The sequence below is a fragment of the Sulfurimonas sp. NW9 genome (assembly GCF_051132275.1).
In the GTDB taxonomy this organism is placed as follows: domain Bacteria; phylum Campylobacterota; class Campylobacteria; order Campylobacterales; family Sulfurimonadaceae; genus Sulfurimonas; species Sulfurimonas hydrogeniphila.
Genome location: NZ_CP093236.1, coordinates 1,810,837 through 1,831,459, shown reverse-complemented (window position 1 = coordinate 1,831,459; position 20,623 = coordinate 1,810,837). Strand labels below are relative to the sequence as shown.

General features: G+C 38.3%; 25 protein-coding genes and 2 pseudogenes. 25 read left to right on the top strand and 2 right to left on the bottom strand.

Annotation, left to right across the window (positions count from 1 at the left end):
• The first annotated feature begins 118 nt into the window (after positions 1-118).
• The 16 genes and pseudogenes from MLC44_RS10375 (at position 119) to MLC44_RS10300 (ending at position 15,017) form a co-directional block, all read left to right on the top strand.
• Positions 119-1,102 carry a transaldolase gene (locus MLC44_RS10375; protein WP_151899792.1) on the top strand — a complete coding sequence of 328 codons (984 nt, stop codon included), beginning with the start codon at positions 119-121 and terminating at the stop codon, positions 1,100-1,102.
• Complete coding sequence (locus MLC44_RS10370; protein ID WP_151899793.1) at positions 1,099-2,289, top strand: type IV pilus twitching motility protein PilT; 1,191 nt, start codon at positions 1,099-1,101, stop codon at positions 2,287-2,289. Before MLC44_RS10375 ends, MLC44_RS10370 begins: the two co-directional genes overlap by 4 nt.
• Positions 2,290-2,345: 56 nt before the next feature.
• The gene (locus tag MLC44_RS10365) at positions 2,346-2,882 is read left to right on the top strand and encodes a 50S ribosomal protein L25/general stress protein Ctc (protein ID WP_151899794.1); all 537 of its coding nucleotides are present in this window, start codon (positions 2,346-2,348) and stop codon (positions 2,880-2,882) included.
• A gap of 7 nt (positions 2,883-2,889) precedes the next feature.
• Entirely contained in the window at positions 2,890-3,444 is a 555-nt protein-coding gene (pth, locus tag MLC44_RS10360) for an aminoacyl-tRNA hydrolase (RefSeq protein ID WP_434636638.1), read from the top strand.
• Positions 3,438-4,514 carry an LptF/LptG family permease gene (locus MLC44_RS10355; protein WP_346389885.1) on the top strand — a complete coding sequence of 359 codons (1,077 nt, stop codon included), beginning with the start codon at positions 3,438-3,440 and terminating at the stop codon, positions 4,512-4,514. Before pth ends, MLC44_RS10355 begins: the two co-directional genes overlap by 7 nt.
• Before the next feature lie 53 nt (positions 4,515-4,567).
• Positions 4,568-5,779 carry a diaminopimelate decarboxylase gene (gene lysA / locus MLC44_RS10350; RefSeq protein ID WP_188110035.1) on the top strand — a complete coding sequence of 404 codons (1,212 nt, stop codon included), beginning with the start codon at positions 4,568-4,570 and terminating at the stop codon, positions 5,777-5,779.
• A gap of 1 nt (position 5,780) precedes the next feature.
• Positions 5,781-6,569, top strand: a complete 789-nt coding sequence (locus MLC44_RS10345) for an HAD-IIA family hydrolase (RefSeq protein WP_151899797.1) — start codon at positions 5,781-5,783, stop codon at positions 6,567-6,569.
• On the top strand, positions 6,569-7,651 hold the full coding sequence (pheA, locus tag MLC44_RS10340) for a prephenate dehydratase (protein WP_151899798.1): 1,083 nt from the start codon (positions 6,569-6,571) through the stop codon (positions 7,649-7,651). The genes MLC44_RS10345 and pheA overlap by 1 nt, the downstream gene beginning before the upstream one ends.
• Entirely contained in the window at positions 7,648-8,742 is a 1,095-nt protein-coding gene (gene hisC, locus MLC44_RS10335; protein ID WP_346389886.1) for a histidinol-phosphate transaminase, read from the top strand. Before pheA ends, hisC begins: the two co-directional genes overlap by 4 nt.
• 19 nt (positions 8,743-8,761) lie before the next feature.
• Positions 8,762-10,471, top strand: coding sequence for a flagellar basal-body MS-ring/collar protein FliF (gene fliF / locus MLC44_RS10330; protein ID WP_434657217.1), 1,710 nt, complete (start codon positions 8,762-8,764; stop codon positions 10,469-10,471).
• A 2-nt stretch (positions 10,472-10,473) separates the two neighbouring features.
• Positions 10,474-11,502, top strand: a complete 1,029-nt coding sequence (fliG, locus tag MLC44_RS10325) for a flagellar motor switch protein FliG (RefSeq protein ID WP_151899801.1) — start codon at positions 10,474-10,476, stop codon at positions 11,500-11,502.
• A 3-nt stretch (positions 11,503-11,505) separates the two neighbouring features.
• Positions 11,506-12,285, top strand: coding sequence for a flagellar assembly protein FliH (fliH, locus tag MLC44_RS10320; RefSeq protein ID WP_151899802.1), 780 nt, complete (start codon positions 11,506-11,508; stop codon positions 12,283-12,285).
• A 1-nt stretch (position 12,286) separates the two neighbouring features.
• A pseudogene (dxs, locus tag MLC44_RS10315) lies at positions 12,287-14,110 on the top strand (1-deoxy-D-xylulose-5-phosphate synthase).
• Positions 14,111-14,182: 72 nt separating this feature from the next.
• Positions 14,183-14,614: a DUF4395 domain-containing protein gene (locus MLC44_RS10310; RefSeq protein WP_434580150.1), complete on the top strand. Its 432-nt coding sequence runs from the start codon at positions 14,183-14,185 to the stop codon at positions 14,612-14,614.
• Entirely contained in the window at positions 14,614-14,763 is a 150-nt protein-coding gene (locus MLC44_RS10305; RefSeq protein WP_434657215.1) for a hypothetical protein, read from the top strand. Before MLC44_RS10310 ends, MLC44_RS10305 begins: the two co-directional genes overlap by 1 nt.
• A complete protein-coding gene (locus tag MLC44_RS10300; RefSeq protein WP_434657213.1) occupies positions 14,760-15,017 on the top strand; it encodes an RrF2 family transcriptional regulator in 258 nt (85 codons plus the stop codon). Before MLC44_RS10305 ends, MLC44_RS10300 begins: the two co-directional genes overlap by 4 nt.
• On the opposite strand, the gene pgeF is transcribed toward MLC44_RS10300, so the two are convergent.
• A complete protein-coding gene (gene pgeF / locus MLC44_RS10295; protein WP_434657210.1) occupies positions 15,014-15,736 on the bottom strand; it encodes a peptidoglycan editing factor PgeF in 723 nt (240 codons plus the stop codon). The two genes, MLC44_RS10300 and pgeF, sit on opposite strands and share 4 nt — an antisense overlap.
• A 46-nt stretch (positions 15,737-15,782) precedes the next feature.
• On the opposite strand from pgeF, the gene ovoA reads away from it, so the two are divergent.
• The 8 genes and pseudogenes from ovoA to MLC44_RS10255 all read left to right on the top strand — a co-directional run bounded on the left by ovoA (position 15,783) and on the right by MLC44_RS10255 (position 19,696).
• Positions 15,783-16,646, top strand: a complete 864-nt coding sequence (ovoA, locus tag MLC44_RS10290; RefSeq protein WP_434657208.1) for a 5-histidylcysteine sulfoxide synthase — start codon at positions 15,783-15,785, stop codon at positions 16,644-16,646.
• The gene (locus MLC44_RS10285; RefSeq protein WP_434657205.1) at positions 16,607-17,293 is read left to right on the top strand and encodes an SUMF1/EgtB/PvdO family nonheme iron enzyme; all 687 of its coding nucleotides are present in this window, start codon (positions 16,607-16,609) and stop codon (positions 17,291-17,293) included. The genes ovoA and MLC44_RS10285 overlap by 40 nt, the downstream gene beginning before the upstream one ends.
• On the top strand, positions 17,239-17,880 hold the full coding sequence (locus tag MLC44_RS10280) for a putative 4-mercaptohistidine N1-methyltransferase (protein ID WP_434658879.1): 642 nt from the start codon (positions 17,239-17,241) through the stop codon (positions 17,878-17,880). Before MLC44_RS10285 ends, MLC44_RS10280 begins: the two co-directional genes overlap by 55 nt.
• Positions 17,865-18,056: a hypothetical protein gene (locus MLC44_RS10275; protein WP_434657203.1), complete on the top strand. Its 192-nt coding sequence runs from the start codon at positions 17,865-17,867 to the stop codon at positions 18,054-18,056. Before MLC44_RS10280 ends, MLC44_RS10275 begins: the two co-directional genes overlap by 16 nt.
• A pseudogene (locus MLC44_RS10270) lies at positions 17,981-18,707 on the top strand (aminotransferase class I/II-fold pyridoxal phosphate-dependent enzyme). The gene MLC44_RS10275 and the pseudogene MLC44_RS10270 overlap by 76 nt, the downstream one beginning before the upstream one ends.
• A 73-nt stretch (positions 18,708-18,780) precedes the next feature.
• Positions 18,781-19,056: a hypothetical protein gene (locus tag MLC44_RS10265; RefSeq protein ID WP_434657200.1), complete on the top strand. Its 276-nt coding sequence runs from the start codon at positions 18,781-18,783 to the stop codon at positions 19,054-19,056.
• Positions 19,049-19,270, top strand: coding sequence for a hypothetical protein (locus MLC44_RS10260; RefSeq protein WP_151899808.1), 222 nt, complete (start codon positions 19,049-19,051; stop codon positions 19,268-19,270). Before MLC44_RS10265 ends, MLC44_RS10260 begins: the two co-directional genes overlap by 8 nt.
• Complete coding sequence (locus tag MLC44_RS10255; protein WP_151899809.1) at positions 19,271-19,696, top strand: pyridoxamine 5'-phosphate oxidase family protein; 426 nt, start codon at positions 19,271-19,273, stop codon at positions 19,694-19,696. It begins immediately after the preceding gene.
• Here the strand turns inward: MLC44_RS10255 and MLC44_RS10250 are convergent.
• Complete coding sequence (locus MLC44_RS10250; RefSeq protein WP_434580140.1) at positions 19,671-19,844, bottom strand: uracil-DNA glycosylase; 174 nt, start codon at positions 19,842-19,844, stop codon at positions 19,671-19,673. The two genes, MLC44_RS10255 and MLC44_RS10250, sit on opposite strands and share 26 nt — an antisense overlap.
• Before the next feature lie 81 nt (positions 19,845-19,925).
• Here MLC44_RS10250 and MLC44_RS10245 point away from each other — a divergent pair, with 81 nt between their 5' ends.
• Positions 19,926-20,621 (top strand): dUTP diphosphatase, encoded by a 696-nt coding sequence (locus tag MLC44_RS10245; RefSeq protein ID WP_346389893.1) that lies wholly within the window; start codon positions 19,926-19,928, stop codon positions 20,619-20,621.
• The last annotated feature ends 2 nt before the right edge of the window (positions 20,622-20,623 follow it).

The window sequence follows — 20,623 nt, the reverse complement described above, 5'->3', positions numbered from 1 at the left end:
TTAAGTTAAGAAAATTAATGCTTTCTCGGAACCGGTACTTCAGTGCCGGCTCCAATAAATACTTAACCTAATGGCAGTGAAGGTGTTCTTAAATAAATTACAAAAGAGCGGAGATAAAATGTATATAGAAGATTTGAAGTTTTCATTATGGGCTGATTTTATAGAAAGAGATTACCTGGACAAAGAATTTAAAGAACTTATAGACAAAAAAATAATCAATGGAGCCACTTCAAATCCGGCAATATTTAAGAATGCAATTTTAAGCTCTCCTGCATACAAAGAGCAACTTGCATCACTGGATGCGCTTTCTCCAAAAGAAAAATATGAAGCAGTGGCAATATATGACATACGAAAAGCAGCAGATATTTTAAAACCCTTATACGACAAAGGGGATGACGGATATGTCAGTATAGAAGTTGATCCTTTTTTGTGTGATGACGCACAGGCAACTGCTGCAGAGGGAAAAAGGCTTTTTAAGGCGATAAACAGAGAAAATGTTATGATAAAAGTTCCGGCCACAGAAGCTGGGTATGAAGCGATGCAGGCGTTGACATCTGTTGGAATCCCTGTGAACGCAACATTGATTTTTAAAAAATCCCAAGCCATATACTGTGCGCAGGCTTTTGAAAAAGGAAGTGAAATATATGGCAAAAGCGTGCCTACTGTTATCAGTATTTTTGTCAGCAGAATCGACCGGGCACTTGATATACTCTTAAAAGAAAACGGTATAGAAACAGGATTGACAGGCATATACAATACTTCTGTCATCTATGAAGAGATACAGAGTATGAATGTAGAGGGATGCAGGGCTCTTTTTGCCAGTACCGGAGTAAAAGACGACTCTCTGCCGCCCTATTATTACATCGAAAAACTGTTGGCGTATAACAGTGTCAATACAGCCCCTGTAGATACCATAAAAGCGTTTCATGCGCATAATGGTTCTAAAAAAGCAGCTTTGCCGATTGATAAAAAAATCATTAACAGACATTTTACACAGATAGAAGATACCGGTGTTAAAATGGATGAAGTACTGCAAAAGCAAATAGATGATGGTTTGGAAGCATTTAAAAAAGCATTCCAAGAGATATTGGAGGCATTATGAATACAGAGGTTGATGTCAGTAAGCTGACATTTGAGCAGTTAAAAAAAATACGTCTGCATCTGAAAAAAATGATTGAGGTGGGAGGCAGTGACTTACATGTAAAGGCCAATGCTGTAATTCGGGCAAGGATTAATGGAAATATTGTCCAGTTTTCCGGTGGTATTTTAACAAAAGAGGATGCTTTGATATTTGCAAAAGAACTTTTAAAAGGGCGTTTTGCCGAGTTTGTTGAAAAAAAAGAACTCGATTTGGTATATCCTTATGATGAAAACAATCGTTTCCGTGTCAATATATTTTTTCAGATGGACGGAGTGTCGGCAGTATTTCGTGTGATTCCTATCAAAATTCCTTCATTTGAAGAACTCTATTTACCGGATATTGTCAAAAGTTTTACACAAAGAGAAAGAGGCTTGGTTCTTGTGACGGGTGTGACCGGAAGCGGTAAGTCTACAACACTTGCAGCACTTGTCAATGAGATTAATCTTACTAAGAAAAAGCACATAATTACCATTGAAGATCCGATCGAATTTGTGCACAAGGACAGAAACTGTATCATCAATCAGCGTTCTGTAGGCCAGGATACCCTCTCTTTTGGAACAGCTCTGCGTGCAGCACTTCGTGAAGACCCTGATATTATTCTGGTAGGGGAAATGCGGGATCAGGAGACGATAAACCTTGCCCTGCACGCGGCAGACACCGGTCACCTTGTTTTTTCAACACTGCATACAGTGGATGCGAAAGAGACGATCAACCGTATAATTGCCCAGTTCCCGACAGATGAGCAAAATCGTGTGCGTCTTTCACTTGCAGGTGTTTTGCAGGGAGTAGTTTCTCAAAGGCTGATACCTACTGTAGACGGAAAGCGCCGCGCCGCTCTTGAAGTACTGGTACGGACTCCGACAATTGAAAAACTTATTTTGGAAAACAGAGATTACGAAATTCGTGATGCAATTGAAGCAGGAAAAGAGCATTACAAATCACAAAGTTTTGACCAGGCTATTCTGGATCTCTACAATGAAGGTGTTATTTCCAAAGAAGAAGCGCTTAACAATGCGACGAGTGCTTCTGATGTAGAACTGAAAATGAACGGACTTATAAGCGGGACAATGGCAGATATGGCTGAAGAAAATGAACTGCCAAAAGTTGAAATATCTTCTGACGATGATGATATTTTTGATTTAAAGTAAAGTTTAATCCATAAAACTGTATAATTGCGCCTATTTTAAAAGACAAAGGACTTCATATGTTAGAAGGTATAGTTAGAGAGAGTATTGGCAAAAAGGGCACAAAAGCGCTTCGCCGTGATGGTTATCTAATTGCGAATATTTACGGAAAAGGGCTTGAAAATATCAATGCTGCATTTAAAGAAAATGAGTATATCCGTACTGTTCGTAATAAAAACACATTGGCATTTCCTGTTTCAATTGATGGAAAAGAGATGCAGGTTGTTGTTCAGGCATATGAGTCTCATCCGGTAACAGGAAAACTTTTACATGTAGATTTAATGGTGGCACAGCCAGGTGTTGTAACACACTATATGGTTCCTGTTGAAGCGGTCGGTGATTCAATCGGTGTGAAAAACAAAGGACTTGTAAATATTTCAAAAAGACGTTTGAGAGTCAAAGCAAAGATTGAAGATTTACCAAAAGCAATTACAATTGATGTAACAGATATGGATATTGGCGACGCTAAGCTTATTCGTGACATCGAAGTAACTGAAAATGTACAATTTACAGATGCTGACCGTGTTGCCGTACTAAGTATTATCAAAGCTAAGTAGTAGCAATATGCTTATAGTTGGGCTGGGAAACCCTGGATCCGACTATGAGGCTACACGCCATAATATCGGTTTTATGGTTATAGATGAACTGATTCGTCGTCATAATGCCAGTAAGATTTCCTCCTCATCATTTCAAGGTGAACTCTATAAATTTCAAAATCATTTTTTATTAAAACCATTGACATATATGAATCTTTCCGGAGAATCTGTTGTAAAAGTAAAGCAGTTTTACAAAATCGAAGATGTCGTTGTAATACATGATGATTTGGATCTTCCTTTTGGTGCCTTACGTTTTAAAAAAGGCGGAGGACATGGCGGGCATAACGGTCTTAAATCAATAGATTCAAAAATATCCCGTGAATATGTCAGAGTAAGAATGGGCATAGCAAAACCAGCGCATAAGGGAGAAGTGGCCTCTTATGTATTAAGTCCTTTTAGTGCAACAGAACAAAAATGTCTGTCGGAATGGATAGATAAATGTTGTGATGCAGTGGAGTTTTTACTGGCACATTCATTGGAAGAGACACGGTGCAAATACTCCCAAAAGGCAATGGAATGTTAGCATTCAGATATATTTCATGGCACTATATAAAATATTTTTTGATTATACTGACAGCTTTGGTTCTGTTTGTTGTCGGTTTTGACTATATGGGCAGTGCCCAGGATTTATCCAAGTCATCGGCAAACCTTATTTTGATTTATCTGGTGTACAAATCATTTTCTGCCATAGATATTTTACTGCCAATCGCACTGGTATTTGGAATGATATCTACAAAAATATATCTTATCCGCTCCAATGCACTTGTTTCATTCTTTTCTTTGGGATATTCAAGAGTAGATGTTTTGCGTCCCTTTGTTCTTGTTTCTACCGCTGTTATTGTTCTGTTTATAGCGCTGCATGCGTGGTCGAATTTTGCCAGAGCAGAAGAGTTTTCCAGAAATATTAAAAAGAATTCGCAATATTTAAGTCCCACACGCGATCTTTTTTTTGCGTACAAGGGAAAGTATATATATTTTTCAAAACTGCTTCCTTTGCAGGAAACTGCGAAGAATATTCGTGTGTTTAGTGTTACAAATGAGTCTTTAAAAGAAGTGGTTGTTGCCAAGTCAGCCAGATACATAGATAACTACTGGTTTATCAGGCAGGCTGATATTATTACAAAGCCTGATGATTTGTCTCTTGCCTCACCCGGAATAAAAGTCACTAAAGCAAAAGATTTGAAAATTTTAGAAGGGTTTCGCCCTAAAATGCTTGACCAGGTATATGAGGGAAAAGTGAACTTTACAATTATAGATGCCGTGGATGCTATGCTTTTACTGAATAAACAAAACATTAATACGGATAATATCAAGTCAGCACTTTATAAAATATTTATCTATCCTTTTTTTGTTCCGTGTCTCATTGTTATAATATTTTTCTTTGTCCCAATGAGTGTACGATTTTTGAATGTTTCTCTTTTTACATTTGGTGCAATCCTGGCAACGTTGCTCACCTGGGGAATTCTCTTTTTTCTGATAAAGCTTGCAAACAATAAAGTGATACCGAGTGAAGTCGGGATAGTTCTTCCTGTTGCGATATTGGCTCTATTGGCCTTTTTTCAGTGGTATAGACACAGAACACTACTGTCTTAGGCACTTCTAAGCACATTTTAGATAAAATCATCTAAAAAATATTTGGAATTTTTATGATTGATTTTAAAGCATTGGCAGATGAGTATGGAACACCCTTGTACGTATATGATTTTGATTATATGTCCGCACAGTATACAGAGTTAAAAGAAGCATTCAGGGGACGTAAGTCTATTATTGCTTATGCAGTAAAAGCAAATTCAAATTTAAGTGTTGTTCGTCATTTTGCAAAAATGGGCAGTGGTGCTGACTGTGTTTCTATTGGTGAAGTGCGTCGTGCTCTTTTGGCAGGAATTCCCGCATATAAAATTATATTTTCTGGTGTCGGCAAAAGTGATGAGGAGATACGTGAAGCGATAGAAAAAGATATTTTATATATCAATGTTGAAAGCGAAGCGGAGCTTGATCGGGTTGAGGCTATTGCAGAGAGACTGGACAAGCCTTCACGCATAAGTATCAGAGTGAATCCCAATATTGACCCGCAGACACATCCTTATATCTCTACCGGACTGCATGACAATAAATTTGGTGTGGATCTCTCAAGTGCTAAACGTATGTATATCAAGGCTAAAAATTCTCAATATTTGGACCCTGTCGGTATTCATTTTCATATAGGCTCACAACTGACACAATTGCAGCCGATAAGAGAGGCTGCCGAAATAGTTGCAGATTTGGTGCGTTCACTGCAGGCTATTGATATAGAGTTGAAGTTTTTTGATGTTGGTGGCGGACTTGGCGTCAAATATGATAATGAAGAGACGATAAAGCCCTATGATTATGCACAGGCCATTCTGGGGACACTCACTGCTCTTGACTTGACAATTTTGTGTGAGCCAGGCAGATTTTTGACGGCAAATGCAGGATACTTTGTGACGAGAGTTCTCTATGAAAAACAAAATGGTGATAAAAAATTTGTTGTTGTTGACGGTGCAATGAATGATCTGCTGCGTCCGTCACTCTATAATGCATATCATAAGATAGAAGCAATTACAGACAATAATGGTCCGGTGAGAGAAGTAGACATAGTCGGTCCGGTGTGTGAAAGCGGTGACTTTTTTGCGAAAAACTATCCTCTGCCGGAGCTAAAGAGAAATGATTTGCTTGTGATTCACAGTGCCGGTGCCTATGGATTTGGAATGGGGAGCAATTACAATACACGTGGACGAAGTGCGGAAGTCGCTGTTGAAAACTCCAAAGCAAGACTTATCAGAAAAAGAGAGTGCTTTGAAGATCTTATCTGTCTAGAACAAGAATTTTTAGTAGACTAAAATGTATTTTATAGATGTGCAGGGAACGCTTATCAGTGATGAAGACAAATCTCCAATAGATGGAAGCAGGGAGTTTATACAAATGCTCAATCGTGAGCATATTCCTTATATGATCATAACAAATAATACAAAAAAAGCATCACAGAATTTTTTGGCATATCTAAACAGACTGGGTTTTGAATTTGACGCGACAAAGTACCTTGATCCTTTAATGCTTCTGGAATCCCGTGTCGAAAAAGAGGCTGTGGCTGCATATGGTGCAAAAGAGTTTTTACAAACACTGCAAAGCATGGGATACAAACTTGACTACACAAACCCCAAAACCGTACTGATTGCCATAAAAGAGGATTTTTCTGCGGATGAATATGCACAAATGATAGATTTTTTACTTGATGGTGCGAAACTTGTCGGTATGCATGAGACATCTATTTATGCAAAAAACAACAGGCGCTACCCTGGAGTAGGTGCGATTTTGAAGATGCTTGAATTCGCGACAAGCTGTTCTTATGATGTTGTAGGCAAACCAAGTCAGGCATTTTACAATGAAGCACTTAAAAGAATTAAAAGACAAAATCCTGCCGCAGATTTTCAAAACATAACTATTATCAGTGATGATGTAAAAGGTGATTTGGGCGGAGCAAAAGAGCTTGGTATGAAAACACTCTTTGTAACAAGCGGAAAATATAAAAGTGCCGAGGAAATTGTCCCTTTTTTAAAAGAAGCAAATATCCCCGATTTTATATATAAAAATATGCAGGATATTTTAATCCGCCACAAGATGGAGCAATAATGAAAACTTTAGATGACTGTAGAGAAGCGATAGATGCGATCGACAATGAGATGCTTACACTGTTGAATAAGCGTATGAAAGTTGTCCAGAGAGTCGGAGAAATCAAAAAAGAGACCGGTGGCGCAATCTATAGACCAGAACGTGAAAAAGCAATTATTGACAGACTGGTTTCTTTGAATGAAAAAGAGGGCGGACTGTTAAATAACAAAGCAATAGAAGCAATATTTTTAGAAATTTTTGCTGTGGCAAGAAATTTGGAACTGCCGGAACGTATAGCTTATTTGGGGCCTGAAGGGAGTTTTACGCATCAGGCGGCTGAGAGCCGTTTTGGGGCTATGAGTGACTATCTTTCGTTAAATTCTATCGCTTCTGTATTTAAAACACTTGAATCCGGCCGTGCCAAATTTGCAGTTGTGCCTATTGAAAATTCTCGTGACGGAATTGTTGGAGAGACACTTGATCTGCTTGCAAAAAGTCCTATGAAAATTGTTGCAGAACTTTATATGCCGATTCACATGTCTTTTGCAACAAAGGCGGAAAAACTTGAGGATATTACAAAAATCTACTCAAAAGACAAAGGCTTTGGGCAGTGTCGGGAATTTTTAAATGAACATGGTTTGATCAATGTTGAACTGATCCCGGTAGAATCGACGGCAAAAGCAGCCATTTTGGCGGCACGTGAGCCAAATTCGGCTGCAATATGTTCTCATATTGCAGCAAAACTGTATGGACTTCCTACTCTGTTTGAAAACATTGAAGATGCCATAGACAATACAACGCGTTTCGTCATTTTAAGTGATTTTAAAAATTCTGTCAGCGAGAATGATAAAACTTCTATACTGGTACGATTAAAAGACGCTGTTGAAGCTGGTTCTCTGGTGCGTTTTTTACAGGATTTTGAAGAAGAGAAGATAAATCTTTCAAAAATTGAGTCTCGTCCCTCAAGAGACAAAGGTGGTTTTGGCTACTGGTTTTATATAGACTTTTATGGTCATATAGATGAGGAAAAGATTCAAAAAGTCATACAGAAACATAAAGACGAAGTCACTTGGCTTGGAAGTTACGTAAAGGGTGAAGAGTGAAATTTAATAAAAAACTACAAAATATCAAAACTTATGAGGCGGGCAAGCCTATAGAACTTGTCGTACGTGAATTCGGCATAGAACCAAAAGATATTGTAAAACTTGCTTCAAATGAAAATCCGTATGGATGCTCCCCCAAAGTACAAAGTGCCGTGGCAAAAATTCTACCGAATATGGCACTTTATCCTGATGACAGTATGCTTAAACTTAAAAATGCGTTAACAAAAAAATATGCAACAGAGCACAAAAATCTTATTATCGGCAGCGGAAGTGACCAGGTTATAGAATTTATTATGCATGCAAAAGCTGATGAAAATTCCAAAATACTGATGAACAGTGTGACTTTCGCAATGTATGAGATTTATGCGAAACATGTCGGGGCAGAGATTGTGAGAACTGCATCACAGGAGCATGATTTAGATGAATTTTATGAGCTTTATAAAGAGACAAATCCTGCGATAATTTTTTTGTGCACACCGAATAACCCGACAGGGGATGCAATAGATGCAGACAAATTGATGAAGTTTATAGAAAAAATCGACAATGATACTTTGGTTGTTGTAGACGGTGCCTATATGGAATATGCTGCATATAAAGACAAAAGTAAAAAAATCATGCCTCAAGAGTTGGTTGAAAAATTTGAAAATGTCATTTATCTGGGTACTTTTTCAAAAGCCTACGGACTTGGAGGCATGCGTGTCGGGTATGGTATTTCGTCAGAAAATATTATAAAAGAACTGTATAAACTGAGACCGCCTTTTAACATAACGACATTGTCGCTTGAAGCTGCCAGTGTTGCACTTGAAGATGAGGAATTTGTAAATAATTGTATCGCTTTAAATTTCCAAGAGATGAAACGCTATGAAGAGTTTGCAAATGAGCAAAAAATAGATATAATAGAGAGTTATACAAACTTTGTTACTTTATGCCTGAATAACACACAAAATTCGACAGAAATTTCTAATGCTTTATTGCGTAAAGGAATGATAGTACGGGATTTAAGTGGTTATGGGTTGAATGCAATTCGTGTAACTGTCGGAACAAAAGAGCAAAACAGCCGTTTTTTTGAACTTGCATCACTGTTATTATAAAATTTAAGATGGGAAGTTGATGGATTTTAAAGTACTTTTTTCGCAATTATCAGTTTTGTATGCAAAACTTACAAAACAGCAAAAAATGATTATAGCAGCTGCTGTAATAGGTATTGTTGCTTTTTTGATTTTTTTAGTTGTTTTTACTGCTAAAAAAACTTCACTTGACAGATATGAAGTACTTTTTGATTCTCTGACACCCTCTGAAGCTGCAAAAGTTGTAGAACAGCTTGACAAAGATAATATTCCTTATAAAATTGAAGCAAACAATGTTATCAAAGTGCCTCGTGATATTGTGTACAAAGAGAGGATTTCTATTGCCTCTTTGGGTATTCCAAAAAACAGAGGCGTGGGATTTGAACTTTTTGACAAACAGGAATTCGGTGCTACAAATTTTGATCAAAAAATCAAGCATCTGCGCGCATTGGAAGGTGAACTCTCCCGTACTATCAGTGCACTTTCCCCTGTAGAAAAAGCAACAGTGAGCCTTGCTCTGCCGAAAGAGACTCTTTTTGTATCCAAACAGGTTGATCCGACAGCCTCTGTAATGGTGCAGTTGGTTGAGGGAAGGATGCTTACTTCCAAGCAAATCAGGGGAATTAAAAATCTTGTCGCAGCAGCTGTGCCAAAACTAAAACCTTCTAATGTAATGTTGATTAACAGTGACGGCGTAACACTTGGTGATGACGATGAAATGGCACAAATGAGTGAACTCTCTATTGCTCAGCAAAAATATAAAATAAAAGAAGAGAAAAAAAAGCAGGAAAAAATCATTGATGTTATCGCACCTTTTGTAGGCGGCAGTGACAAGGTTGTGGCACAGGTAACCATAGAATTTGATTTTTCACAAAAAAACTCTACTTCCGAAAAATATGATCCTGAAAATGTTGTGCGAAGCGAACAGGTTAATGAAGAAAAAAGAGAAGGAAGTGCCCCAAAAGAAGTCGGAGGCGTTCCTGGAACGGTAAGCAACATTGGTCCGGTACAGGGACTTGCCTCAAATAAAATGGTGGAGAAATATTCAAAAAACTCCGGCACAACGAATTATGAAGTCGGAAAAACCGTCAGCACTACAAAGAGTCAGTTTGCAAGAATCAAAAGGATAACGGCTGCAGTTGTCGTTGACGGAAAATACAAACCAAAACTGGACAAAGAGGGGAATCCAACTGATGAGATGGAGTATGTGCCTTTGGATGCTGCGGACATAAATGCCTTAACCTCTCTTGCCAGTCGTTCTATCGGTATTGATCCTAAAAGAGGCGATCAAATCAGTGTACAAAATTTGCAGTTTGAAAGAGCATCTGTAAGCGGAGGGGCTCAGGGAGTCAACAAAGCTATTGCATTCAGTGAAATATATTTGGCTCCATTTTCCGGTTTGCTGAAATATCTGTTTGTGTTTATCCTGTTGTTTGTTTTGTACAAAAAAGTCATTGCTCCGTTTGCGGATAAGATGCTTGAAGTGTCAAAAGAAGAAGAAGAACTTGTTGCGCCTTCACTGGAACTGGATGAAGAAGAGGGCGATGATTTGGTCGAAAAAGTACAAAAAATGCGTAAAAAAGTTGAAGAGCAACTTGGTATGGGAAGTAATTTTAATGAAGATGACCTCAAACATGAGGTTATCCTGGAAAAAGTAAAAACTATGGCGGAGGATAGACCTGAAGAGGTGGCTTCTTTGCTGGAGGCTCTTTTGAGTGAAGAGTCTGAAGTTCCATCTAAAGAGAGGAAGTAAGTATGGCTACTTTAACACAGCAGCAACAGGCCGCACTTGATGAAATGAGTATGGCAGAAAAAATTGCCATACTTCTGCTGCAGTTGGGTGAAGACGCAACAGCGGCAATATTTTCAAATATGGGTGTTGAGGCTATTACTGAAATATCAAAATATATTGCAGCAAACAGAACTATTGACAAGGCAATAGCAACTGCTGTTTTAGAAGAGTTTCATGCGATATTTCAGTCGGGTCAGTATATGACATCAGGCGGTATGGAGTATGCAAGAGAACTACTCTACAGAACACTCGGTCCCGAAGAGGCAAAAAAGATTTTAGACAAACTCTCAAAAAGCATGCAAAATACACAAAACTTTGCCTATCTTTCAAAAATCAAACCACAACAGCTTTCAGACTTTATTATCAATGAACATCCACAGACAATTGCTTTGATTTTGGCACATATGGACCCTACTGAGGCTGCCGACACATTGCAGTATTTTCCGGATGATTTGCGAAGTGAAGTTGCGATGCGTATGGCAAAACTCGGAGACATTTCCCCTTCGGTTATCAAACGGGTTTCTGCTGTTCTTGAATCAAAACTTGAATCGCTTGCTTCTTATAAAGTAGAAGTTGGCGGAACACGTGCGGTTGCAGATATCTTTAACCGCCTTGGTGCAAAAAGCTCTAAAGCGACTTTGGCAAATATTGAGCAGGTCGATGAAGAGTTGGCAACACAGATTAAAGAGATGATGTTTACTTTTGAAGATATTGTGACTTTGGACAAGAATTCTATTGCAGAGATTTTAAAGGCTGTAGACAAAGCAGAATTGATGCTGGCACTCAAATCTGCTCCGGAAGAGTTAAAAGAGAAGTTTTTCTCTGCAATGAGTGAGCGGGCTCGAGAAGCCTTTGAAGAAGAGATGCAGTTCCTGGGAGCAGTCAAAATGAAAGATGTTGAGGCGGCTCAGAGAAAAATTGTGGAAGTGGTCAATCAGTTGGCTGAAGCGGGAACTATCCAAATGGGCTCCAGCGAAGAGATGATAGAGTAAAAAATGGCAACTATAATATCTGAAAATGAAATTAACGAGCATAATGTGCAAAAATACAGTTTTAAAGTTATTGCAATGGGCTCAAAAGAAGAGCAAAAAAAAGAAAATAAGGTATTTACACAAGAAGACAATCCAAAGGCAAGAGCTTCGGATGTTGATTCGAGTGCTCTGAGTACGAGTTCTAAAGATTCACTTATAGAGTCTTTAATGAAAAAAACAGATGAAATGTCATCAAACTTTATAAAATTGCAAATGAGACTCGAAGCCAAAGAAGAAGAGTTTCAAGAAGAACTGAAAAAAGCCAGGGAAGAGGCTTTTGCTGAAGGCTTGAAGGCCGGAGAGGCAAAAGCAAGAGAAGAGATTGACAAAACACTGCGTAGTAAACTCGAGCTTTTGACAAACTCCATACAAAAACTTGAAGAGAGTGCGAGTGAATTTGAAAAAGCTTTAGAAGGGATAAAGAACGAATTGCTGCATGCGGCCATAGACATTGCAAAAGAGGTTGTACAGATTGAAGTCAGTGAAAATTCCTCACAGATTGCTAAAAAACTCAGTGATGAGTTGATACAGGAATTACAAAATGCTTCTAAAATAACACTGAAGGTCAATCCAAAAGATCACAGCGCTATCGCAGAACATTTTACCAAACTTGAGCATGTAAAAGTTTTGCCTGAAAGTGCAGTAAGTGAAGGCGGTGTTATAGTTTTGAGTGATGCAGGCAATATTGATGCACAAATATCAAAAAGATTTGAGAGAGTAAAAAAGGCAGCTTTAAGTGAGTAGAATGAATATAAAAGAGAAAAGTATTAAAGAGCTTGAAGCTCTCAGTGAAGATATAAGAAAACGAATTTTGGAAGTTGTGAGTAAGAATGGCGGACATTTGAGTTCTACTCTCGGGGCTACAGAGATAATTGTGGCAATGCATAAAGTATTTGATTCTCAAAAAGATCCTTTTATCTTTGATGTATCACACCAGGCGTATGCCCACAAACTGCTTACAGGAAGATGGGAAGAATTTGATACACTCAGACAGTTTAACGGAATATGCGGTTATACAAAACCAAGCGAAAGCAGCGATGACTATTTTGTGGCAGGACACAGTTCCACTTCAATATCTTTGGGAGTCGGGGCTGCCAAAGCCATAGCGCTTAAAGGTCAGCAAAATGAACGTATTCCCGTGGTGCTTATCGGTGACGGTTCTATGACGGCAGGTATGGTGTATGAGGCGTTAAATGAGTTGGGTGAGAGAAAGTACCCGATGATTATTATTTTAAATGATAATGAGATGAGCATAGCAAAACCTATTGGTGCAATCAGCAGAATGCTCAGCTCTGCCATGGCATCTCCTTTTTACCAAAGATTTAAAAAAAATACGGAGAGTTTTGTCGACAACTTTGGCGACGGTGCCAGGTATATAGCCAAGCGCATGGAAGAATCTTTGAAACTCATTACTCCGGGCATACTCTTTGAAGAGATGGGGATTAACTATATAGGTCCAATAGACGGGCACAATATTGCACAACTTGTAGAGATACTCAAAACGGCAAGAAAACTCAACGAACCGGTTATAATTCATGCACAGACTCTTAAAGGAAAAGGGTATGAAATTGCAGAAGGCAAAGAAGAAAAATGGCATGGTGTCGGTCCGTTTGATCTCTCAAGCGGAAGTTCTGCCAAAAAAGCCGCAACAAAAAGCGCTACACAGATATATACCGAGTCTCTTCTTTCTTTGTGTGAAAAAAATGAGAAGATTGTCGGTGTTACAGCAGCAATGCCAAGCGGTACAGGGCTAAGTGAGCTTATAAAAAAATATCCGACACGTTTTTGGGATGTGGCTATTGCAGAACAGCATGCCGTGACTTCTATGGCAGCACTGGCAAAAGAGGGATTTAAACCTTTTTGCAGTATTTATTCTACATTTTTGCAGCGTGCCTATGATCAGGTAATTCACGATACCTGCTTGATGGATCTGCCTGTTGTATTTGCACTTGACCGTGCCGGAATTGTTGGAGAAGACGGAGAAACCCACCAGGGTGTATTTGATGTCAGTTATTTGCGGACTATTCCAAATATGACACTGTTTGCACCTAGAGATGAGAAGAGTTTTCATCAGGCAATGGGTTTTGCCGCAAAATATGAGCATCCGTGTTCTTTGCGTTATCCAAGGGGTTCTTTTACAGAAACTGATTTGCCTGAGTCTGCACCTTTTGAACTTGGAAAATCCCAGCTTTTACAGACGGCAAAGAGCAATATTCTTTTTATCGGTTACGGAAATGGTGTCGGACGGGCATATCAAACAGCACAATGCATGAAAGAAGATGTAAGTATTCTCGATTTACGTTTTGTAAAACCGCTTGATGAAGAGATGCTCAAAGATTTGTCAAACAGGTATAACAAATGGTTTGTTTTTTCAGATACGGCAAAGTATGGCGGTGTCGGCTCTGCAATTTTAGAGTTTTTATCAAAGGAGAATATTTTAAATATATCCGTTGTATCCTTTTGAATACGAGGATGCATTTATCACACACGGCAATACAGAGTTGTAGAAGAGTCTTTAGAACTCTTGCCTGAACAACTGGCAAAAAAAGTCACAAACCACAAACCTTAGTAATCTACTATGTTTACTTGACTTTAAACGACTTCTTTATTATTATTCCAACAATCAATACAAGGAGTCGGCATGAGTCAAAAGTCCTGTCCTATATCATTTATCAAAGTTGATGCTAATATTGTCAGAATTAATGCATCTTATATTTTACTGCTTTTCAGTCTTTATCTTGGTACATCATCCAGGGGTATTGTGCTTTTTTTAATTGCAGATTTTATGATAAGACTTTTTATTGACAAAAACTACAGCCCTTTGTACTTCCTGTCTGCAAGAACTAAAGAGCTGTTACATGTAAAGAGTAAATTTGAAGATGCTGCAGCTAAAAGACTGGCTACATATTTTGGGTTGATATTTTTAGTATTTATAGTATTATTTGATCTATTGCATGCACAAATGCTGTTTTATATTATGAGTGGTGTTTTTCTTGTATGTCTGTTTTTGGAAGTTGCTTTTAACTACTGTCTGGGATGCAAAATGTATTATTTATATAAAAGATTTATGTAATGGTAGGCGTGTCTACAAAAAGCCTGTATGGTGTTGCAGCAATGCATGCGTTGTACAATTCTCCCAGAAACAAGCTGATGCAGATAAAAGAGATAGCTGCGATGACGCAAATTTCGCACGGTTACCTTGAACAATTCTTTCAAGCTTGAAAAAGCACGGCTTTGTTGTAAGTATAAGAGGTGTAAACGGCGGGTATAAACTGGCCACAGATGCTTCTGATATTATCGTTCTAGATATTGTAGAAGCCTTGGAAGGAGAACTTTTTGTAGTAGGGCAAAATGTTGGAGCAAGTGTAGTGCTGGACTCTTTTTGGAAAGATATTCAGGAGAAAGTCCGTGCTGTTTTTCATGTAAAACTCTCTGAACTTGACAAGGCATATGCAACATATTTTTATGAAATTTAAAGCATAATAATCCCTGCAAATCTTCCGGTAGGGTTGTTTTTTCTGTAAGAATAAAATCTGTCAGAATGACAACAGTTGCAAATATCTGATATCTCAATATTCTTGGCTAAAACACCTGCTGCACAGAACTGTTTCTGGAGTATTGCTCTGATATCCAGGTAGAATTTCTTTCCTTTTTTATCAACAGCATAACTGACTTCTTTCTCTTTTGCCTCTTTGTAAATCTGCTCATTTATTTCATAACATTTCTGACATATTGCAGGTCCGACGGTGACTAGAAGATCCTTCATATCAGATGAAAAACTCCTGACAAAACTGTTAAGAACATTTTGAACAATATTTTCAAAGGCTCCTGCTCTGCCGGCATGTGCTGCAGCAATGACATTTTGTTTGGGATCATAAAAAAGGATCGGAGAACAGTCGGCTGCCATTACCAGCAGAGGGGTGTTTTTTTTATTTGTAATCACTGCGTCACAGGTAGGAGGATTGAAAAAGTTGTCGTTTTTATCAACTGTTTTTACAATATTTGAGTGAATCTGTTTCATGTGTACAAGTGTTTTATAGTCATAATGGAGTTTTTTTGCCAAAGTTTTATGATTTTGCAGTACATTTTTTGGATTATCCTGAACATGAAAGGCTAAATTCCCGCTTTCCTTACATGTAAAGGCATGTGTGAGTTTTGAGTAGTTGTTTAATAATTTACTTTGATAAAATTTCATATAATGATTATAACATAAGCCATGATAAATAGAAAAAGGAAAAATATTGAGTAAACTAAGTATGTACCCGGTCACACTTGATGGAGAAAATATTGAGAAAAAACGCAAAGAGATACGCGAGTACTTCCATAATACCTTTGATCTGTTTGAAAAAGTTTTTGAATTGTTGCAAGATGAGTCTGTGTTTTACAAGAAAAGCGAACCGACCCGTCATCCAATGATATTTTATTTTGGACATACAGCGACCTTTTTTGTAAACAGACTTGTGAGTATGCAAATAATTTATGAAAGAATAAATCCTGAATTTGAGTCTCTGTTTGCTGTAGGCGTGGATGAAATGCGTTGGGATGATCTGGACGAGTCACGCTACAGGTGGCCTGAAGTCTCTGCAGTGAAAAATTACCGGGATGCTGTGCGAAAACTGGTGGACAGATTGATCATGCAGTTGGAGTTTAGCTTACCGATAAAACAGGACTCACCAATGTGGATTATACTGATGGGGATAGAGCATGAACGTATTCACATAGAGACATCTTTGGTGCTGCATCGTCAAATGCCTCTGGAATATATCAAAGATGTTCCTGAATTCAATATCTGTACACACTCTTCAGATGCGCCTCAAAATGAGATGATAACACTCAAGGGCGATACAGTTACTCTGGGAAAAGCCAAGAATCATCATCTGTATGGATGGGATAATGAATATGGCAGCTATGAAGAAGTTGTTAAAGATTTTCAGGTTTGTAAATTTCTTGTCAGCAATGGCGAATTTATGGAGTTTGTCAATGACGGCGGATATGAGACAAAAGAGTACTGGGATGAAGAAGGGTTGGTGTTTTTAGAAAAATCCAATGCAAAGCATCCTCATTTTTGGGTCAAAAAAACGGAGTCTTTAAGTACAGAGCGTTAAGCAAAATTATAGATATGCCGCAAGATTGGCCTGTGGATGTGAATGCTCTTGAGGCAGAAGCATTTTGCAGATACAAAAGCAAAAAAGAGAACAAAGAGTATCTCCTTCCAAGTGAGGCAGAATATGAGTTGATATATAAAAAAGCCAATCTTAAAGATGTTCCTGCCCTGCATGAGAGTCGTGCAAATATCAATTTTTATCATTATGCTTCCTCCTGTCCTGTTGATGAGTTCGGTTTTAACGAGATTTATGATGTTATAGGAAATGTATGGCAGTGGAGCAGAACACCGATACGCCCTTTTAAAGGTTTTGAAGTGCATGCGGCCTATGACGACTTTTCTGTGCCTACTTTTGATGACAAGCATGCTATGATACTCGGTTCATCATGGGCCAGCAGTGGAAACCTAATCATGAAACACTCTCGGTATGCATTTAGAAAACACTTTTTTCAAAATGCCGGTTTTCGCTATGTTATAACACAAAACAGCAAAGATGACCGTGGAGATATCTATGAGAGTGATGAACTTGTTTCACAGTATTGTGAATTTCAGTATGGTGACACGCATTTTGGTGTTGAAAATTTTGCCATAGCCTGTGCAAAATTGCTGCAAAATATGCAACAAATACAACAAAAGCACTGGATTTAGGCTGTGCAACAGGAAGAGCCAGTTTCGAGCTTGCAAAAACATTTGACAAAGTTGAGGGTATAGATTTTTCTGTACGTTTCATTCAGGTCGGTTCCAAATTACAAGAAGCAGGCTATGTTGCGTTTACATGTAAGGAAGAGGGTGAACTCAGTATCAATAAAAAAGTGACTCTGCAGGATTTGGGATATGAGCAGTTGGCTGAGAAAGTCTCTTTTTGGCAGGGAGATGCCTGTAACCTGAAGCCTGATTTCACTGCGTATGATTTGATAATGGCGACGAATCTCATAGACAGACTTTACAACCCAAGACTCTTTTTGGACACGGTAGACCAAAGACTCAATGCCGACGGTATACTGATGCTTACCTCTCCCTATACATGGCAGGAAAGCTCTACAAAAAAAGAGTTTTGGCTTGGCGGATACAAAGATGAAAACGGGAATGCAGTCAGAACAATAGAGCGCCTGAAAGATATTCTGCATGATAAATTTGAGCTTTTACATGTAGAAGATTTGGAGTTTGTCATAAAAGAAACAACAAGAAAATATCAACATACCGTTTCACAGGTAAGTGTATGGAAAAAGCGTTGAAGAAGTACAGTTTTGATACAGCCAGTGAACGTGAAGGCAGCAATGCGGAAAAATATGTTTTAAGAGAACAGCTTTTCGGTACACAGGATGTCCTTCCTGTATGGGTAGCAGATATGGATATAGATACACCACAGTGTGTTTTGGATGCTGTGAAAAAAGACTCCGGCATCCGGTAATGGGATATGAAGAGGTACCGGAGTCCGTATTTATGGCACAGATTGCATGGATGAAACAAGAGCATAATGTTACTTTTGCATTGGAAGATATGTTCTATTCCCATTCTGTTGTAGCATCGATGCATACTGCTATAGAGGCTTTTACAAAAGAGGGAGAGGGTGTTATCGTACAAACACCTGTCTATCCGCCTTTTTTCCACAGTGTTTTGCAATTAAACAGAAAACTTGTTAAAAATCCGCTTACATGTAACAAGCAGGGAAAATATGAATTTGATATAGAAGATTTGAAAGCAAAAATTGATGAAAATACAAAGCTTTTACTGCTGTGTTCTCCTCATAATCCTGTGGGAAGAGTATGGAAAAGAGGAACTTGAACAGATACTGGAAGTTTGTCTACAACATAATATTGTCGTTTTTGCGGATGAAATACATGCTGATCTGGTCTATGCACCATACAAACATACTCCGTTTGCCGCATTAGGCTCACGGGCAAAAGATATTACACTTACCGCAATTGGCGTAGGAAAAACTTTTAATATGGCAGGTTTTGCAATAAGCACAGTAGCCATCCCGAACAAAGAGCTGCGGGAAAATTTAAAAAAGCGTATGACAAAGTGCATTTTGCCCAAGGCTCATCTTTGTCACATGTAGCATTTGAAGCTGCCTACAAAGAAGCAAAAGAGTGGCTTAGAGCATTGAAATTCATTTATATGAAAACTATTCTATGCTGAGCGCACTTGCAAAAAAGTATCCGCACTTTATGAAGGTAACACCGATTGAGGCGACCTACCTGGCATGGATTGATTGTCACGGTATGGGCTTAAAAGACAAAGAGCTCCGTAGCTTTTTTATCAAAGAAGCAAAACTCGGACTTAATCCCGGTATCAGTTTTGGCAGAGAAGGCAGTGGGTTTATGCGCTTGAATTTTGCGCTCAGCTCTGCTAAAATGGCAGAGGTCGTTCAAAGACTTGAAAATGCATTGAGGAAAATAAGTGGCTGATATAAACTGGAATGAGTATAAAGAGTACAAAAGATACACAGCAAAAAATGACAATTTCGCAATATTGCTTGATTTCATTAAGAGTTATTATAACATGACAAACCCTTTTGAAATCTTTGAAATACTTGTTCAGGATGAAACGGCAAAAATGATGCTGGATAAACGCAATATAACAGATCCGGAAAAACTGGAAAATTTTATGTTTCAAAACTAAATGAAAAAAGAGTTAAAAAAAATTACTGCGTTTATTCAAAAACATCATGTGATGAGCCTGGCAACAACAGACAGGGACCAACTTAGCGTTTGCAGCCTTTTTTATGCGTATGACACGAAGAGTCTCTCTTTTATAGTAGCAAGCAGTGAAGAGACATTACATGTAAAGCATATTTTAAAAAATCCGTTTATTGCAGGGAATATTTTACTTGAAACACAGGAAGTCGGAAAAATCGAGGGTTTACAGTTTCGGGGGGAAATGAAGCAACTGCAAAACAGTGCTTTGAAAAAACTTTATTTTAAAACCTTTCCGTATGCATTGGCAATGATGCCCAAACTCTGGCAAATAGAAGTGCATTATTTTAAATTGACTGATAACAGACTGGGTTTTGGAAAAAAAATTATTTACGAACCGTTTTCACTTTAAACAAAGAACAATCAGCCCCACTGCTGTTTAAAACCACCATAGAGGGAATCTGTGCGGATTTAAATCCGTACGCTTTGCATCCATGCGGTTTTGATGCTTCCCAGGTTACATAATAGTATTCACATTTTCTACAATTAATTCTTTTCATAAATCTCTCTCTTTAAGTAAGTAATTCTAGCATATTAGATAAAATAAAGAAATGAATTTCTTCCAGATTAAAAGGAAACAGATGAATAATAAAATTTTTTTGATGCTGCAACTGCAAAATCAGCTCAACGATGCAACCAATGGTGAAGAGTGGACAAAAGGCATAACAAAAAACGGCAAGTCTATTAACTGGAAACGCTGTATATATATGGAGTGCGCAGAGATGGTGGACAGTTTTGGCTGGAAGCATTGGAAGAGTATAGATGTCGAGCCTGACTGGCAAAATCACCAGATTGAAGTTATAGATGTCTGGCATTTTATTATGAGCCTGGCAATAGAAGAATACAGTAAAAATTTACAAGGCGGCATCGAAGATATAGCGATAGACATATCAGCTTTGAAAGCACTCGGTGGCATAGAATCCGATGCTGCAGCATTTGCATCGCAGGAGGATGTGATGCAAAAAATTGAAAATCTTATACGCATTGCTGTCTCAAAAGAGAGCATTGCTTTAGAAGAACTGGTATCAGAATTTTTTGATTTGGTCAGTATGAGCGGTCTGAATCTAGAGACGCTTTATCGTCTTTATGTAGGAAAAAATATACTCAATCAGTTCCGTCAGGATCACGGATACAAAGAGGGCAGTTATATAAAAATCTGGAAGGGTGAAGAAGATAACGTTGTGATGAAAAGAATATGGGAAGAGCACGCTGATGTGACTCCTGATGAGCTGTATAAAAAACTTGAACAGGCCTATCCTGCAGAAAGTGAGAGCTGATT

Excerpts from the sequence above, each read along its gene's own strand:
- MLC44_RS10355 (WP_346389885.1), top strand. The coding sequence starts at position 3,438 with ATGTTAGCATTCAGATATATTTCATGGCACTATATAAAATATTTTTTG.
- fliF (WP_434657217.1), top strand. The coding sequence starts at position 8,762 with ATGGATTTTAAAGTACTTTTTTCGCAATTATCAGTTTTGTATGCAAAA.
- MLC44_RS10370 (WP_151899793.1), top strand. The coding sequence starts at position 1,099 with ATGAATACAGAGGTTGATGTCAGTAAGCTGACATTTGAGCAGTTAAAA.
- pth (WP_434636638.1), top strand. The coding sequence starts at position 2,890 with ATGCTTATAGTTGGGCTGGGAAACCCTGGATCCGACTATGAGGCTACA.
- fliG (WP_151899801.1), top strand. The coding sequence starts at position 10,474 with ATGGCTACTTTAACACAGCAGCAACAGGCCGCACTTGATGAAATGAGT.
- MLC44_RS10345 (WP_151899797.1), top strand. The coding sequence starts at position 5,781 with ATGTATTTTATAGATGTGCAGGGAACGCTTATCAGTGATGAAGACAAA.
- MLC44_RS10310 (WP_434580150.1), top strand. The coding sequence starts at position 14,183 with ATGAGTCAAAAGTCCTGTCCTATATCATTTATCAAAGTTGATGCTAAT.
- MLC44_RS10375 (WP_151899792.1), top strand. The coding sequence starts at position 119 with ATGTATATAGAAGATTTGAAGTTTTCATTATGGGCTGATTTTATAGAA.
- MLC44_RS10245 (WP_346389893.1), top strand. The coding sequence starts at position 19,926 with ATGAATAATAAAATTTTTTTGATGCTGCAACTGCAAAATCAGCTCAAC.
- MLC44_RS10275 (WP_434657203.1), top strand. The coding sequence starts at position 17,865 with ATGGAAAAAGCGTTGAAGAAGTACAGTTTTGATACAGCCAGTGAACGT.
- MLC44_RS10255 (WP_151899809.1), top strand. The coding sequence starts at position 19,271 with ATGAAAAAAGAGTTAAAAAAAATTACTGCGTTTATTCAAAAACATCAT.
- fliH (WP_151899802.1), top strand. The coding sequence starts at position 11,506 with ATGGCAACTATAATATCTGAAAATGAAATTAACGAGCATAATGTGCAA.
- pgeF (WP_434657210.1), bottom strand. The coding sequence starts at position 15,736 with ATGAAATTTTATCAAAGTAAATTATTAAACAACTACTCAAAACTCACA.
- MLC44_RS10250 (WP_434580140.1), bottom strand. The coding sequence starts at position 19,844 with ATGAAAAGAATTAATTGTAGAAAATGTGAATACTATTATGTAACCTGG.
- pheA (WP_151899798.1), top strand. The coding sequence starts at position 6,569 with ATGAAAACTTTAGATGACTGTAGAGAAGCGATAGATGCGATCGACAAT.
- MLC44_RS10265 (WP_434657200.1), top strand. The coding sequence starts at position 18,781 with ATGCTGAGCGCACTTGCAAAAAAGTATCCGCACTTTATGAAGGTAACA.
- MLC44_RS10305 (WP_434657215.1), top strand. The coding sequence starts at position 14,614 with ATGGTAGGCGTGTCTACAAAAAGCCTGTATGGTGTTGCAGCAATGCAT.
- lysA (WP_188110035.1), top strand. The coding sequence starts at position 4,568 with ATGATTGATTTTAAAGCATTGGCAGATGAGTATGGAACACCCTTGTAC.
- MLC44_RS10365 (WP_151899794.1), top strand. The coding sequence starts at position 2,346 with ATGTTAGAAGGTATAGTTAGAGAGAGTATTGGCAAAAAGGGCACAAAA.